The following is a 15,488-nucleotide window of genomic DNA, read 5'->3' on the forward strand; positions in this document are numbered from 1 at the left end:
CCGCTCCTACAGCTCTCGAAGCCCCGTGGCGGCATAAGCCAGCCAACTTTGTAGGAGCGGCGTAAGCCGCGAAGCTGACAACAATGAAGCTGCAGGGCTTTCCATCCTTGCCGCTGGCAAAGGGCGGCATTCGGGCTAGAGCGCGAGCCTGGCATCGCGTCAGCTGCTCTATGTCCGGCTTCGCGGCTTACGCCGCTCCTACAATCCACAACCGCGCAACCCGCAACCCCACAACGGCTACAAACGCCGCATAGCAGAAGGCCACCGCATGCGGTGGCCCTCTGGTTACATCAGTTGCGGTGTGGATTACTTGGCTGGCTCGAGCTTGATCCAGTCCAGCGTCCACATGTTGGGGCGGGTGTCGCCGGTGAAGCGTACGCACAGGTCGCCGCGGCTTGCCGGGGCGCTGATGGCGGCGTCCAGCTCCAGGAATCCGTCGGCATTCGGCTCGGCCGGCAGCGGCACCGAGGCCAGCGGCTTGCCGTCGCAGTTGGCCAGGATCTCCATTTCGCCGTGTGCAGTACGCGCCGGCGCGAACTTGCGCGACGGCTCATCGTGCGCCAGCTGGAAGTTGTACGGAATACGCCCGGCACGCACCTTGATGCGGGTGATGTCCGAAAGATCCACGTCGCTCCACAACCAGCACGGGTTGAAGATGTTGACGTTGAACACTTCGCGCTCGCCTTCGGCCGGGCCGTCGTCTTCCAGGCGCAGCAGCAGCTTGCCGCCATTCGGGCACAGGCCGAGCTGGGTGTCCTCACGGACCAGCAGCGAGGCAGCATCCAGCTTGAAGGTAGTGGCGGCAGCCAGCGGCTTGCCATCGTAGAACGCCGCGGTCTGTACCTGCACCGGCACCTTCAGCTGCAGCGGCTGTGCGTACAGCGGCGAATTGGCGCTGACCGCGCTGCCGTCCAGCGTGTAATGCACCGGGTAACCGAGCGGATTGTTCAAGCTCACCTGTACGGCGCCCGTGCGGTGCTCGCCCTTGTCCTGCATGTCCACCTGGAACGGCGTCTTCGCATAGGCGATGTTCATCGCCTGGTAGCGCTGCAGCTGGCGCGGCAGGCGCTGCAGGAAGTTGCTGAAGTTACGCTTGTTCTGCGGGCTCCAGCCGGTTTCAGCCACTGCGGCCAGGCGCGGGAACAGGTTGTGTTCCAGGTTCTGGTCGTTGCGGGTGTGCTCGTTGAACATATTGGCCTGCAGGCCAAGGATGTGCGAGCGCTTGTCGGCAGCAAGTTCGGCCGGCACCGGTTCGAACTCGTAGGTCTTCTGCAGGGTAATGGTGGTCGGGCGGCCCGGCGGCTCGTTCGGCGACTCGGTCTGCAGGTAGTCCATGTACATGTGGGTGACCGGCGACATCACCACGTCGTGGCCTTCGCTGGCGGCCTTGAGCCCGCCTTCGGTGCCGCGCCAGGACATCACCGTCGCTTCCGGTGGCAGGCCGCCTTCGAGGATTTCATCCCAGCCGATCAGGCGACGATCATGCTGCTCCAGGAATTTCTCCAGGCGCTTGATGATGTGGCTCTGCATTTCCATTTCATCCTTGGCGCCCAGCTCACGCATGCGCTCCTGCACGCGCTTGGAGGCGATCCACTGGTCCTTGACCGCTTCATCGCCGCCAACATGCACGTACTTGGACGGGAACATCTCAATCACTTCTTCCAGCACGTTTTCCAGGAACTGGAAGGTGCTTTCCTCGGTGTTGAACAGGTTCGGGAACACGCCCCACTGGTTGTCGATGACCAGCTTCTGATCGGTGGTGCCCAGCTCCGGATAGGCGACGATGGCGGCGGTGGCATGGCCGGGCACATCGATCTCCGGGATCACCTGGATATGGCGCTCGGCAGCATAGGCGATGATTTCGCGGATCTGTTCCTGCGTGTAGTAGCCGCAGTACTGGCGCGCCTCGCCGGTGGCAGCGTTGCGGCCGGCATCACCCAGCGGCACGCGGCAGCTGCCCGCTTCGGTCAGCTTCGGGTAACGCTTGATCTCCATGCGCCAGCCCTGGTCATCGGTGAGATGCCAGTGGAAGGTATTGAGCTTGTGCTGCGCCATCGCATCAAGCAGCTTCTTGATCTCGTCCATGCTCTGGAAGTGGCGTGCCGAGTCCAGCATGAAGCCACGCCAGGGGAAGCGCGGGGTATCGGCGATGGTGGCGGCGGCAACCTGGCCGGGTGTATTGCCGGTGAGCAGCTGCGCGGCGGTGACCGCACCGTAGAACAGGCCGACGTCATCACCGGCGCTGATATCGATGCCGGTGTTGGAAACCTTCAGTGCATAGCCTTCGGCGGTGTTGGTCGCGGAAGGATCCAGGCGGAAACGGATCTGCGCCTTGCCTGCGCTGTCGGCAACGGCCAGGGCTGGGCCGCCATTCTGCTTGAGCAGGGTCACGAACTGCGCGGCGGCGCGGCGCGCGGCCTCGTCGTTGCCGCCGACGCGGGCGGAGCTGCTCAACACGAAGTCCTTGCCGCCATCAGCCTGGTAGCTGGCGGGCAGGGGGACAAGCGAAGGGGCGGAGGTGGTGTCGGCGGCCTGTACCTGCAGGGCGGACATGCCCAGCAATACGCAACTGCTGAGCCACGGCGCGCGGCTGCGCTTGTGGAAGGACTTCGTCATGGGCGGAGCTCCTGTTTGTGCTTGGGCGGCAGTGTGTAGCGCCGCATCGATCTTGTGTAGTGCCGAGCCGTGCTCGGCAAAGCTGTGGCTTTCTGTAGTGCCGAGCCATGCTCGGCATTGGTTTCGTTTGGCAATGCGTGCTTTGCCGAGCATGGCTCGGCACTACAACGGCGAGGGCATTGCCTGACATGGCTCGGTATTACATGAAGGCAAAAAAAACCGGGCCCGGAATGATCCAGGCCCGGCGGGTCACGCTATCCGGTGATGTTGCGTGCCGGGATGGATCAGAACTTGAAGCGAGCGTTGAAGTAGTACTGACGACCGTTGTTGTAGAACGCAACCGGAATGGCCGAGCTCTGGTAGTACTTGTAGGTCGGGTCGTTGAGGTTCAGCGCGTCCAGGCTGAAGCTCAGCCAATCGGTGGCCTTGTAGTTCAGCGAGACCGCCACGGTGCCGAAGGAATCCTGGTAGTACGGATTCACCGAGGACAGACCGATCAGGAACGACGAACGGTAGGTGTAGCCGACGCGGGCACCGAAGGTGTCGTTCTCGAAGTAGGCACCCACGTTGTAGGTGTCCTTCGAGTTGCCGAGCAGAGCATTGCTACCGTCTGCCCAGGTGTGCGACGTGCTGCCATCGGAGTAGGTGTAGTTGGCGTCGATGCCGAAGTTCTCGCCGATCGGCTGCTGGTAAGCCACTTCGAAGCCCTGCACCTGCGCGTTGGCGTTGGTCGGCAGCGAGATCTCGTACTGCTCCAGCTGGCCGGTGAGCTCGCTGAACAGCATCTGCTTCTCGGTGCCGTAGGCCACGTAGTCCTTCATGTTCATCGAGAACGCGCCGAACGACAGCAGGCCGCGCGGCATGAAGTACCACTCCAGGTTGGCGTCGAAGTTGGTGGAGACCACCGGCTTCAGGTTCGGGTTGCCGGCCGAACCGGTCTTGTCCAGATCGGAGCCGGATGCCGAGGCACCCAGTGCCGAGTAGTCCGGCAGGGTCTGGGTCTGCGACGCGGCGACGCGGAACACCAGGTTCTCAGCCAGGTCGAACTTGAAGTTCGCGCTGGGCAGCAGGCGGCGGTCGGAGTTGCTGTTGTTTACGATGTTCCAGCCGCCCCAAACCGGGCAGGCCCAGCCGCACACCGGGCCCGGGCCCTGGGCAAACAAGCTGCTCACGTCCGCATTGGCGATATCGGACACCGCGCGGTAGCTCATGATGTCCTGCTTGATGCTGACATAACGCAGGCCAACGTTACCGGCCCAGTTCTCGCCGGTGAAGTTGGCCTGGATGTAAGCAGCCAGGTTCTTCTCTTCGACCTTCCATTCCGAGCCGTAGTTGCGGCGGCCGTTCGGGCCGTCGTCGTTGGACAGCCAGGTGGAGTTGTTGGTGATGGCGTTCTTCAGCGCGCCCGGGGTGTAGTACCACAGGTTGCGCGGGAAGTTGCCACCGATGCCGCTGGCGAAGCCGCTCGGGTAGTTGGCGGTGGCACCGTTCTGCAGCTCCGACCAGATATCGCCCGGGCTGGCGCCTTCCGGCGACATGGCTTCACGGCTGTGCTTGGCATAGCGCAGGCCGAAGTCCAGCGAGCTCAGCATGCCGGTATCCATGTACTGGTTGAAGTCGAGCGTTGCCCACTTCTCCTTGTCCTCGGCGATGATCTGCTGGTTGCCCCAGGTGCCGAAGCTGGTGACGCCGGCCGGGCTCAGGTCGCCGCCCAGGCTCCAATCGGTTGGCGAGCCTTTGCCGTGGGTGGTCCAGCTGGCGCCGCCGCCATTGGCGAGGGTGACCTCGGCGATGTACTGGCGGGCGGTCTTGCCTTCGCCCTTGGTGCTGCCTGCCTGGAACTTCGAAGACAGGCTGTCATTGATCTGCCAATCCGCGTCGAAGGTGATGTAGTTGGTCTTGGCCGACGACTCGCGGTAGATCATGTCGTAGACACCGTAGTTGGTGCCCGGCACGCCCGCGTAGGTGACGTCGGTGAGCACGCCGTCCTTGACCACATAACCGGGCTGCGGTGCCTGCGAATTGGCGAAGTTGCCGCCCCACAGCATGAAGTTGCGGTTGTAGTTGTTGGCGTCGAGCTTGGAGCTGAAGCCGCTCACGCCAAGGGTCAGGTCATCGCTGGGCTTGAACTGGATCTCGACCAGGCCGCCCTTGCGCTCGCGGGTCTGTTCGAACAGCGTCGAGCCAAGCAGGCTCGGGGCCCACACGTCGACCAGGTCAGGATTGCTCTGGCCCAGGGCGTTGACAGTGCCATCGCTATTGCGGCCCATCTTGAACCAACCGCCCGGGAACTCCTGGGCTTCACGGCGCAGCTCACGCTTCTGGCTGAAGCCCTGGACCATCACGCCGAAGGTGCCGTCGTCGTTCTTGTAGTTGAACAGGGCAGACAGCTGCGGGTCGTTGGATTTGGCCTGGTCCGAGCGCACTGCACCGATGGATGCTTCGGCGGTGAACTGCTTGGAGAACTCCAGCGGCTTGCGGGTGATGATGTTGATGGTACCGGTGGTGCCACCGTCCATCAGCTTGGCCTGCGAGGACTTGTTCACTTCCACCGAGCTGACCAGCTCCGACGGCAGCAGCGAGTAGCTGACGCTGCGGCCGACGTTGCCGGCCTGGGACAGAACGAACCAGTCTGCGGAACCAACGGTGTGGCCGTTGATCAGGGTCTGGGTCAGGCTCGGGCTGGTGCCGCGCAGGCTGACGCGGTCGGCTTCGTCGAAGCCGCCTTCATCGGCAGAGGACGAGCTGATGTTGACGCCCGGCAGGCGCTGCAGGGTGTCGGCAACGTTGTGCGCCGGCAGCTTGCCGACGTCTTCAGCGGTGACCACTTCAACGCGGGCATTGGCTTCGCGCTTGGTGTCCAGTGATTTTTCCATCGAGCCACGGATGCCGGTAACGGTCACGGTGTCCAGGTCGGTGGCGGTTTTTGCGGCTTCCTGCGCATGTGCGCTGAAGGCGAGGCAGCTGACGATGGCTGCCGAAAGCATTGTCTTGCGATGCATGTTGTCTCTCCTCAACATCTGATGGTTTGGCACGGAGTGCCGCTTGACTACGGTCCTGCTGGTGGATCTGTTGCTTATGCTGCTGACGGCTACGTGGCCGACTTTTCCAGATACCAACTGGCGGCGCCGATGACGCCCAGTTGCCCGTGCTCTACCAGCTTCACGGGAATGCTTTGCAACGCCTTGCGCATCGGCCCCTTGTTGAGGAAGCGTTCGACGAAGGTGCTGTTCAAAAGGAATTGGCTGATCTTCGGCAGGATGCCGCCGGCCAGATAGATGCCGCCCTGCACGCCGTAGAGCAGGGCCATGTCGCCGATGGTCGAGCCGAGGATCCCGCAGAACAGCTGCAGGGTTTCCACGGCCAGCGGGTCGCTGCCATCGCAGGCCGCCGCGCTCACCGCGTCGGGCGTGGTGTGCACCGGCGCGACACCGCGCACCGCGCACAGCGCGTTGTACAGATTGAGCAGGCCGGGGCCGGACAGGGCCTGTTCGATGGAGACGTGCGGACGGTCCTGCAGCATCTGCTGCAGCACCGCCATTTCCAGTTCGGTGGTGGCTGCCAGCGAGGCCTGGCCGGCTTCGGTGGCCAACACCACCGACCGGTTGCCGACCGGGATCCATACCGCCGCACCCAGGCCGGTGCCCGGGCCGATCACCAGCGTCGGCCCACGTTCGGCTTCGGCCGGGCCGGTCAGCTGCAGTACCTGGCTGGCATTGATATGGCCGGCGGCATGCGCCACGGCCTCGAAATCGTTGACCAGGTGCACGCCGGCAAAACCGAGTTCCTCGCGGATGCGGCTGGATGACAGCGGCCACGGCAGGTTGGCCGAGATCACCGTGCCGTCGGCCAACGCATAGCCGGCGGTGGCAATCACGCAATGCTCCACCGGCGGGTTGTGGCTGGCGAAGTCGGACAGGATCGCGCTGAGACTGGGGTAGTCCGCGCACCGGTACTTGCGATAGGACAGTACGTCGATGGCTGGATCGTTTGCTGCTGCCGCCTGGATCAGACCGACGCGGACATGGGTGCCGCCCACGTCAGCAGCGAAAAACGGCCGGCTGGCGGGGTCAAGGCGGGTGGTCTGTAGTGGGGGGACGACAGCGGTCACTCGGGTTCCCTATGGCGAGGCGGAGCGCCCGGAGGGGCACCATTCGGGGGCGAGTCTGTAATCGTTCTGACAACGATGTCAACGAATAATTGAAACTTTCGATGCTGCATCGCAGCGCGTCTGCGCAAACCCTACGGCGCTTTCATTTGTTGCATCCGATAGCGTGTAGTGGCTTAACTTACGGGGTTTTTCGCAGAAAGCCTGATTCTTCCGGGCTCCTCGGACATTTCTGATAGTCCGCCGGATTGGATCGCTGAGCGTGTGTTGTTGACAAACCTGTCCGCAACAAACAATAAATGTGACAACGTTGTTCCCACGTAATCGCCGGACGGCTCGATCCGTCTCCCGCATCCGCAGGAGCTTTGCCCATGTCTGCTGTTCCCGACTCGCCGCCGCGTACCAGCATGGCGTCGTCCATCGCCATCGTCGGCGTACTCTTCTTCATCATCGGCTTCTGTACCTGGATCAACGGCCCGTTGATCACCTTCGTCAAGCTGGCCTTCGACGTAAACGAGGTCTCGGCGTTCCTCGTGCTGATGGTGTTCTACCTGTCCTACTTCTTCCTGGCCTTGCCGGCGTCGTGGATACTCAGCCGTACCGGCATGAAGAAAGGCCTGGCCTTGAGCCTGGCGGTGATGGCCGTCGGCGCGATGGCATTTGGTGAGTTCGCTACCCGCCGCTGGTTTGGCGGTGCACTCGGCGGCCTGTTCGTGATCGGCAGCGGCATGGCCCTGCTGCAGACCGCAGTCAACCCGTATATCAGCATCCTTGGCCCGATCGAGGGTGCCGCCCAGCGCATCGCGCTGATGGGTATCTGCAACAAGATCGCCGGCATCCTCGCCCCGGTGATCATCGGCACCTTCGTGCTGCACGGCATCGGTGATCTGGAAACCCAGGTACAGGCCGCGGACGCCGCTACCAAGGCCGATCTGCTCAATGCCTTCGCCGCCAAGATCCATACCCCTTACATGGTGATTGCCGGTGTGCTGCTGCTGGTGGCGGTTGGCGTGCTGTTCTCGCCGCTGCCGGAAGTGCAGCCGGACCAGGCCAATGCCACCGTCAATGACGGCAAGGCGGCCAAGCGCAGCATCTTCCAGTTCCCGCACCTGTGGCTGGGCGTGATGTGTCTGTTCGTCTACGTGGGCGTGGAAGTGATGGCCGGTGATGCCATCGGCACCTATGGCAATGCCTTCGGCCTGCCGCTGGACCAGACCAAGCTGTTCACCTCGTACACCCTGTTTGCGATGCTGGTCGGTTACGTGATCGGCCTGCTGGTGATCCCGCGCTTCATCTCGCAGGAAAAATACCTGGCGGTGTCAGCGGTGCTGGGCGTGCTGTTTACCCTGGGCGCGTACTTCACCCATGGCTATGTTTCGGTGGGTTTCGTCGCTGCCTTGGGTTTTGCCAACGCCATGATGTGGCCGGCCATCTTCCCGCTGGCGATCCGTGGACTGGGGCGCTTCACCCAGACCGGCTCGGCCCTGCTGGTGATGGGTATTGCCGGTGGCGCGATCATCCCGCAGGCCTTCGCCCTGCTCAAGCACGCCTACCCGGAGCACTTCCAGCTGGTGTTCGCGGCACTGATGATCCCCTGCTACCTGTACATCCTGTACTTCGGCACCGTAGGTCATAACGCGGGCAAGGCACGTGGCGCCTGAATCAAGCATCATGGCGGCAATCGAGCCAACGCGGGAACCGGTAATGCGTAGACCCACCATCAAGGATGTCGCCGAGCGTGCCAAGGTCTCTTTGAAGACCGTCTCGCGGGTAATCAACAATGAGCCCTCGGTGATGCAGGCCACCCGCGCGCGCGTATTGCGGGCGGTGGCCGAGCTGGACTACGAACCGGATCCTTCGGCGCGCAACCTGCGCAGCAACACCACCTTCGTGATCGGGCTGGTGTACGACAACCCCAATCCGTACCACATCATCGGGGTACAGAACGGCGTGCTGTCGGCCTGCCGCGAGACCGGTTTCGGCCTGCAGATCCATCCCTGCGATTCAACCTCGCCGATGCTGGCCGAGGAGTTGGCTGATTGGGTACAGCGCTCGCGTCTGGCCGGGCTGGTGCTGACCGCACCGATGTCCGAACGGCCGGAACTGGTGGCCTCGCTCAACGCGCGTGGCATCAAGACCGTGCGCATCATTGCCGCCACCGAAGACCCGGGCGATGGTCCCTGCGTGTTCGTTGACGACCGTGATGCCGCCTATGAAATCACCGAGCATCTGATCCAGTTGGGGCACCAGCGCATCGGTTTCCTGTGGGGCGGCACCTCGCACCGCTCCAGCGGCGAGCGTTACGCCGGCTACGAAGCGGCGCTGAAGGACTACGGCATCCCGCTGGACAAGCACCTGGTGATCCCGGGCGACTACACCTTCGATGATGGTTTCCGTGGTGCGCGCCGCCTGCTGGCGCTGCGCGAACCGCCCACCGCCATCTTCGGCTCCAATGACGAAATCGCTGCCGGCGTGCTGGCTGCGGCCAATTCGGCCGGCTTGAACGTGCCGTATGACCTGTCCATCGCCGGTTTCGAGGACAGCCCGTTCTCGCGCCAGTCGTGGCCGGCGCTGACCACCGCCAAGCAGGCTACCGGCGACATCGCCCGGCATGCCGCGCGCTTGCTGATCAGCCAGCTGCGCACCGATGCCTACGAAGACAGCCCGGCACAGCTGCAGAACCAGGGCTTCGTACCGCAGCTGGTGGTGCGCGGCTCAACCGCGCCGCTGCGTCAGCAACCGTCGCGACCTCCTTCATCTCCCCCCGACCTCTCCGAGTAACGATCCATGGCACTGCCCAGTGAAACCGAAACCCTGATGTTCAACGAGGCCGCACAAAGCGCCTCTGTCATCGCCGCCCAGTTCGCACGCAATAGCGACGTGGTGCAGGCCCTGGCCGCAGACCTGCGCCAGAACCCGCCGCCGTTCGTTGTCACCTGCGCCCGTGGCAGTTCCGATCACGCGGCAACCTATGCCAAGTATCTGTTCGAGACCCAGCTCGGCCTGGTGACTGCTTCGGCGTCGCCGTCGGTGGGCTCGGTATACGAAGCGCCGCTGCAGCTGCGCGGCGCGCTGTACATCGTGATCTCGCAGTCGGGCAAGAGCCCGGACCTGCTGCGCAATGCCGAGGCTGCCAAGGCTGCCGGCGCGCGCGTGGTGGCGCTGGTCAACGTGGAAGATTCACCGTTGGCACTGCTGGCCGACACCGTCATTCCGCTGGGTGCTGGCGTCGAACGCAGCGTCGCTGCGACCAAGAGCTACCTCGCCTCGCTGGCGGCGATTCTGCAGCTGGGCGCGTACTGGAAGAATGATCCGGCCCTGATCGCTGCGCTGGATGCCTTGCCGGCCGCGATGACCGAAGCCTGGGCCTGCGACTGGAGCGCGGTGACCGATGGTCTGGTCGACGCGCACAACCTGTTCGTGCTCGGCCGTGGTCCTGGTCTGGCCGCCGCGCAGGAAGCGGCATTGAAGTTCAAGGAAACCTGCGGCCTGCACGCCGAAGGTTATAGCTCGGCCGAAGTAAAGCATGGTCCGATGGCCCTGGTTGGCCGCGACTTCCCGGTGCTGGCTTTCGCCCAGCCCGACGAAACCGGCGCAGGCACCCGCGCAGTAGCAGAAGAGTTCGCCGCGCGTGGCGCGCAGGTGTGGCTGACCGGTGAAGGCGGCAACCTGCCGGGCGTCAGTGCACCGCACCCGCTGTGCGCGCCGCTGCTTACCATCCAGAGTTTCTACCGCGCGATCAACGCACTGGCGCTGCGCCGGGGCAACAACCCGGATCTGCCGCCGCACCTCAACAAGGTGACGGAAACCGTCTGATGAAAACCGTGCTGCGCAATGGCCGGGTACTTGCCGGCGAGAACTTCCGTGACGATGTCGCGGTATTGATCGAAGACGGCCGCATCACTGCGGTCGTTGCCAGCGACGACCCTGCCGTTGCCGGCGCCGATGTACAGGTGGATCTGGGCGGCGGCTGGCTGCTGCCCGGTTTCATCGACGCCCAGGTCAATGGTGGTGGCGGTGCGCTGTTCAACAACCAGACCGATGTCGATGCATTGCGCACGATGGTGGCCGGGCATCGCCGCTACGGCACCACCGGCATGCTGCCGACCCTGATCAGCGACGATGCCGAGGTGATGGCGCGTGCGGTGCAGGCCACGCGCGAAGCCATCGCGGCCAAGGTGCCGGGTGTGCTCGGTATTCACCTGGAAGGCCCCTACATCGCTCCCGCCCGCAAGGGCACGCATGATGCCGGCAAGTTCCGCGTGCCCGATGCTGCCGAAGTGCGCATGGCGACCTCGCTGGACAACGGCGTCACCCTGATCACGCTGGCACCCGAGCGCGTGCCGCTGGCAACGATCCAGCAGATGGTGGCCAACGGCGCCATCGTCGCTGCCGGTCATACCGCCGCAACGTACGACGAAACCCGCGCGGGTCTGGATGCCGGCATCAGCGGCTTCACCCATCTGTACAACGCGATGTCGCCGCTGCAGGGGCGCGACCCCGGCGCGGTGGGTGCGGCGTTGGAAGATGCCGACAGCTGGTGCGGCGTCATCGTCGATGGCGTGCACGTACACCCGGCCAGCCTGCGCGTGGCGCTGGCAGCCAAGCCGCGCGGCAAAGTGTTCCTGGTCACCGATGCAATGCCGATGGTGGGCTCGGACAACCCGGCGTTCGAGTTGTACGGCGAAACCATCACCGCCGTTGACGGCGTGGTACGCAACGCAGCGGGTGCCTTGGCGGGTTCGGCGTTGGACATGATCACTGCCGTGCGCAATACGGTTGGATTGCTGGGTCTGTCGCTGGCCGAAGCTGCACGCATGGCATCGACGTACCCGGCGCAGTTCCTGGGTCTGGATGATCGCTACGGGCAGATCGCAGCCGGTTACCAGGCCGACTTCGTGCTGCTGGATACCGACCTGCAGGTGCAGGCCACCTGGATTGCCGGTCAACGCGACTGAGCTTCGGCCTGAGAGTAGCGCCCATGAATAAAGCCATCCGTTATGCCTCGGTGGATGCCCTGCGTGGCATCACCGTGGCAGCCATGCTGCTGGTCAACAATCCCGGCAGTTGGAGTCATGTCTTTGCACCGCTGCGGCATTCGGAATGGAACGGCTGCACGCCGACCGATCTGGTGTTTCCGTTCTTCCTGGTGATCGTCGGCGTGTCCATCGCGCTGGGTGTGGTGCCGCGGGTGGAGCAGGGTGCTGATCGTCGCGCACTGACACGCACGGTGCTGATCCGCGCCGCGCGCATTCTCGGTTTGGGCCTGCTGCTGCATTTCCTGGCCTGGTGGTGGCTGGAGCTGCCGCACTACCGGCCGTGGGGCGTGTTGCAGCGTATTGGTTTGTGCTTCGCCGCTGCGGGCGTGGCGGCGATCTGGTTGAAGCCGCGGCTGCAGTGGTTGTGTATTGGTGTGCTGCTGTCTGGTTATGCCGCGCTGCTGGCGGCAGGTGGCTCATTGGAGCCGTGGCTCAACCTGAGCAGTCGTGTGGATACGGCCTTGTTTGGAGCGCTGCTGTATCAGTACGACCCGGTCACGGATCATGGTCACGATCCGGAAGGCATGGTGTCCACCTTGGGTGCACTGGCCTCGACCCTGCTGGGTCTTCGCGCAGGCGCGATGTTGCGGCAGCGCCCATGGCGTCTGCTGCCCGCCGCCGCACTGCTGTTGCTGGCCGGCGGCCTGTGGGCGCAGTGGCTGCCCTTGAACAAGAATCTGTGGACCTCGTCCTACGTGTTGTGGACCGGCGGCTGGGCGTTCGCCGGACTGTGGTTGGCGCATATCCTGGTCGATTGCCGGCAATGGCCGCCACTGGGCCGCCGCTTCGGCGTCAACGCGATCACCGCATATGCAGGCTCGTCGGCGATGGTGCTGGCGATGATGGCCACCGGCAGCTGGAACTGGCTGTGGGAACACCTGTTCAACCGCTGGCTGACGCCAATGGGCGGTGCACAGTTCGCCTCGCTGGCGATGGCGTTGAGCTTCGTCGCCCTGTGGTGGCTGCCGATGGCGTGGATGGACCGGCGTGGGATCTATCTGAAAATCTGAGTCAGCCGATCGCAGATTTGTGGGAGCGGCATAAGCCGCGAAGCTGGTGATACATCGCCAACCGCAGTAGCTGCAATTGCACAATCCAACGGTGCCCTTTGCATCGTTGGCTTCGCGGCTTATACCGCTCCCACAATATCCCAAGGCCGCGACAGCGACTGGCGATGTCGCGTGCGGTGCTTGCCAGCGCAGCGGCATGCAGGCATTGCAGGTTTGCCCGCTGCGGGTAATCGCTGACTATCTGACGCCTGCACATGCCGTTTTTTCAGGTGCGTCCTCCATGCCGGAACGGGCATAATCCGCGGCTGGCAACCTGCCATCCCGCCCGGAACACGGCGGGGTAAATCAGTTGAAAGCATGAAAGGGATGACATGAAGCACTATCCAGCCATGATGGGCACGGCGCTGTTGGCGTTGGCCATGACCAACGCGTACGCCAAGAAGCCCCAGGCGGCGCCCGGATTCAATTACGAGTTCAGTGTCGGCGCAGGTGCCAAGGGGCGTCAGAACGGCGATGCGGAGCTGCGTGTGGTCAGGCGCGAACACACCGGGCGGGCCATTGGTCTGCAGATTGCGACAGGTCTGCTGGGTGGTGGCGCGATGGGCTTCGGCAAGAATCAGCTGCATGGCGAGCGGATGAAAGAGATCCCAAACCCGGGCAAAGATGTCCTGCAGGATGCGCTGCGTGCTCAGGTACAGCAGTGGCAGGCGGACAATCCGCAGCGTGTGATCGACCAGCCGCTTATCGTCGACCTGCAAGGCAGTGATTGGGTACTGATGTACCAGGAGCTTGACCAGACAGACACGCCGTACGAGCTGCGCTACAGCACGCGTATATCCCTGAGGTCACCATCGCGGGGCTTCGTGAAGGGGTCGGAATGGTACGGAAACTTCACCTGCACGCCAACGCCGGTTGTGCAGACGTACCCGGCGTGGGCGGATGGGGATTTCGCCGGTGTCCGTGACGTCCGCGCGCGCTACGTCGCCGACTGTGCACAGCAGTTCGCCCAGTTGCTGCCGCAATGGATGCAGGTTTTCGGTGGTGGCGACGCAAGCCCGGTTGTTGCGCAGGCCACGCCGGAAACCCCGACGGAGGAAGTGCAGCCGCCGGTTGCCGTCGTCGAGCAGGAAGTAGAAGCAACGCCGCAGGCAGCGGACGAAGCACAGAGTCAATTGCAGCCGCGCTGAACACACCAACGGCAGCAGGGTGTGCGGCGTTGGCCGCATGCCTTTGGTAACCGCAATGCTTCAGGCCGGAATCCCGGATTGGCTTTCAACTGGCTCAGCGGGCGCGCGCGTGTTGCCTTCGTGGTCGGCTAAGGCGTTGGCCTGAGCACTGCGCGCATGCACTTCTGCTGCGCGGTAGCGCACGTCGGCGCGCTGGCTGCGGGCTTGGCTACCGGTTCAAGGTTCAGCGTGTTGACGGGCCTTGTTGATCGCGACGATGCGTGCCTTCTTCAAAGCCTCGCCAATGGCGGGGCCTTGCAGGCCTTCGGTGGCGATGTCGCGTGCGTTGATTGCCAGCGCAGCGGCATGCAGGCGTTGCAGGGTGGCGCGCTGCGGGTAATCGCTGTCCTCGAAGCCGAGCCGGCCGCGTTTGTCGCACTCGCAGACCAGGGCCATCTGTGCGATGCGCTCCGGGCGGCGGAAACCATCGCAGCGCTGGATCAGCTCCAGCACGGTGGCGTCGCGCAGTTCATCGATGCGATGCACGTTGAGGTGCTCGCGGCAGACCGCTTCGGCCAATAGCCGGTGATCCACCGGAATCTTGAGGCGGTCACACAGCGCGGCGAGCGGCTTCAGGCCGCGCTGCTCATGCATGATGTGACGCGGCAGTTCGTCGGCCGGCGTCAGCGCCTTGCCGAGGTCATGGGTGAGCGCGGCGAAGCCGATAAGGTCATTGCCCGGCGCCAAGTGCGCGGCCATGTCGCTGACCATTTCCTGGTGCACGCCGGTATCCACTTCCGGGTGGAACTCGGCGCGTTGTGGCACGCCGTACAACGCGTCCACTTCAGGCAGGATGGCAGCCAGCGCGCCGGTATCGTGCAGGCAGCGCAGGAAGGCTGATGGTTGTTTCATGGTCAGGCTGCGGCGCAGTTCCTGCCAGATGCGTTCGGGGACCAGTGCATCCAGTTCGCCGCTGGCGGCCATCTCGCGCATCAGCTCGGCGGTTTCCGGGGCGAGGGTGAAACCCAGCGGCGCAAAGCGCGCCATGAATCGTGCGGCACGCAGTACCCGCAGTGGGTCTTCGACGAAGGCCGGGCCGACATGCCGCAGCACGCGCTGTTCGATATCGCGCACACCGCCCCAGGGATCCACCAGTTCGCCGGTGTCCTCGTCGCGGGCAATGGCATTGATGGTGAAATCACGGCGTTGCAGGTCTTCTTCCAGCGTCACCGAAGGATCGGCATCGACAACGAAGCCGCGGTAGCCGCGACCGGATTTGCGCTCGGTACGTGCCAGTGCATATTCCTCACCGCTGTCCGGGTGCAGGAAAACCGGGAAATCCTTGCCTACGGCCTTGAAGCCAAGTGATTCCATTTCCACTTGCGTGGCGCCAACCACCACCCAGTCACGATCGCCAGGTTGTTGGCCGAGCAGGGAATCGCGGACAGCGCCGCCGACGAGATAAGTCTTCATGCAGGCATGATAAGGCGGAAGACGTGTTGTACCTGTAGTGGGGGGGGCGGGGGGGGGGGGGGGGGTGGCAGAAGGG

At 63.9% G+C, this 15,488-nt stretch carries 10 protein-coding genes; 6 read left to right on the plus strand and 4 right to left on the minus strand.

Annotation, left to right across the window (positions count from 1 at the left end):
• Positions 1-306: 306 nt before the first annotated feature.
• The 3 genes from ABE493_RS18540 to ABE493_RS18550 all read right to left on the minus strand — a co-directional run bounded on the left by ABE493_RS18540 (position 307) and on the right by ABE493_RS18550 (position 6,727).
• Complete coding sequence (locus tag ABE493_RS18540; RefSeq protein ID WP_346500718.1) at positions 307-2,616, minus strand: family 20 glycosylhydrolase; 2,310 nt, start codon at positions 2,614-2,616, stop codon at positions 307-309.
• Between the two features lie 284 nt (positions 2,617-2,900).
• Positions 2,901-5,618, minus strand: a complete 2,718-nt coding sequence (locus ABE493_RS18545) for a TonB-dependent receptor (protein WP_346500720.1) — start codon at positions 5,616-5,618, stop codon at positions 2,901-2,903.
• A gap of 89 nt (positions 5,619-5,707) precedes the next feature.
• Entirely contained in the window at positions 5,708-6,727 is a 1,020-nt protein-coding gene (locus tag ABE493_RS18550) for a glucokinase family protein (RefSeq protein WP_346500722.1), read from the minus strand.
• Positions 6,728-7,095: 368 nt separating this feature from the next.
• Here ABE493_RS18550 and ABE493_RS18555 point away from each other — a divergent pair, with 368 nt between their 5' ends.
• From ABE493_RS18555 to ABE493_RS18580, 6 genes are all read left to right on the plus strand, one after another.
• A complete protein-coding gene (locus ABE493_RS18555) occupies positions 7,096-8,385 on the plus strand; it encodes a sugar MFS transporter (protein ID WP_346500724.1) in 1,290 nt (429 codons plus the stop codon).
• Between the two features lie 43 nt (positions 8,386-8,428).
• Complete coding sequence (locus ABE493_RS18560) at positions 8,429-9,505, plus strand: LacI family DNA-binding transcriptional regulator (RefSeq protein ID WP_346500726.1); 1,077 nt, start codon at positions 8,429-8,431, stop codon at positions 9,503-9,505.
• Between the two features lie 6 nt (positions 9,506-9,511).
• Positions 9,512-10,540 carry an SIS domain-containing protein gene (locus ABE493_RS18565; RefSeq protein ID WP_346500728.1) on the plus strand — a complete coding sequence of 343 codons (1,029 nt, stop codon included), beginning with the start codon at positions 9,512-9,514 and terminating at the stop codon, positions 10,538-10,540.
• Positions 10,540-11,682: an N-acetylglucosamine-6-phosphate deacetylase gene (gene nagA / locus ABE493_RS18570; RefSeq protein WP_346500730.1), complete on the plus strand. Its 1,143-nt coding sequence runs from the start codon at positions 10,540-10,542 to the stop codon at positions 11,680-11,682. The genes ABE493_RS18565 and nagA overlap by 1 nt, the downstream gene beginning before the upstream one ends.
• Positions 11,683-11,705: 23 nt before the next feature.
• Positions 11,706-12,773, plus strand: coding sequence for an acyltransferase family protein (locus ABE493_RS18575; protein ID WP_346500732.1), 1,068 nt, complete (start codon positions 11,706-11,708; stop codon positions 12,771-12,773).
• 371 nt (positions 12,774-13,144) lie between these two features.
• Positions 13,145-13,960, plus strand: a complete 816-nt coding sequence (locus ABE493_RS18580) for a hypothetical protein (RefSeq protein ID WP_346500734.1) — start codon at positions 13,145-13,147, stop codon at positions 13,958-13,960.
• A 216-nt stretch (positions 13,961-14,176) separates the two neighbouring features.
• Here ABE493_RS18580 and ABE493_RS18585 read toward each other — a convergent pair whose 3' ends face one another.
• Positions 14,177-15,412 carry a multifunctional CCA addition/repair protein gene (locus ABE493_RS18585; RefSeq protein ID WP_346500736.1) on the minus strand — a complete coding sequence of 412 codons (1,236 nt, stop codon included), beginning with the start codon at positions 15,410-15,412 and terminating at the stop codon, positions 14,177-14,179.
• Positions 15,413-15,488: the final 76 nt, after the last annotated feature.

It is taken from the genome of Stenotrophomonas terrae (genome assembly GCF_039674165.1).
GTDB classification, from domain to species: Bacteria; Pseudomonadota; Gammaproteobacteria; order Xanthomonadales; family Xanthomonadaceae; genus Stenotrophomonas; species Stenotrophomonas terrae_A.

Bases quoted from the DNA above. Each gene is read 5' to 3' on its own strand.
- ABE493_RS18555 (WP_346500724.1), top strand. From the start codon at position 7,096: ATGTCTGCTGTTCCCGACTCGCCGCCGCGTACCAGCATGGCGTCGTCC.
- nagA (WP_346500730.1), top strand. From the start codon at position 10,540: ATGAAAACCGTGCTGCGCAATGGCCGGGTACTTGCCGGCGAGAACTTC.
- ABE493_RS18540 (WP_346500718.1), bottom strand. From the start codon at position 2,616: ATGACGAAGTCCTTCCACAAGCGCAGCCGCGCGCCGTGGCTCAGCAGT.
- ABE493_RS18545 (WP_346500720.1), bottom strand. From the start codon at position 5,618: ATGCATCGCAAGACAATGCTTTCGGCAGCCATCGTCAGCTGCCTCGCC.
- ABE493_RS18580 (WP_346500734.1), top strand. From the start codon at position 13,145: ATGAAGCACTATCCAGCCATGATGGGCACGGCGCTGTTGGCGTTGGCC.
- ABE493_RS18565 (WP_346500728.1), top strand. From the start codon at position 9,512: ATGGCACTGCCCAGTGAAACCGAAACCCTGATGTTCAACGAGGCCGCA.
- ABE493_RS18585 (WP_346500736.1), bottom strand. From the start codon at position 15,412: ATGAAGACTTATCTCGTCGGCGGCGCTGTCCGCGATTCCCTGCTCGGC.
- ABE493_RS18575 (WP_346500732.1), top strand. From the start codon at position 11,706: ATGAATAAAGCCATCCGTTATGCCTCGGTGGATGCCCTGCGTGGCATC.
- ABE493_RS18560 (WP_346500726.1), top strand. From the start codon at position 8,429: ATGCGTAGACCCACCATCAAGGATGTCGCCGAGCGTGCCAAGGTCTCT.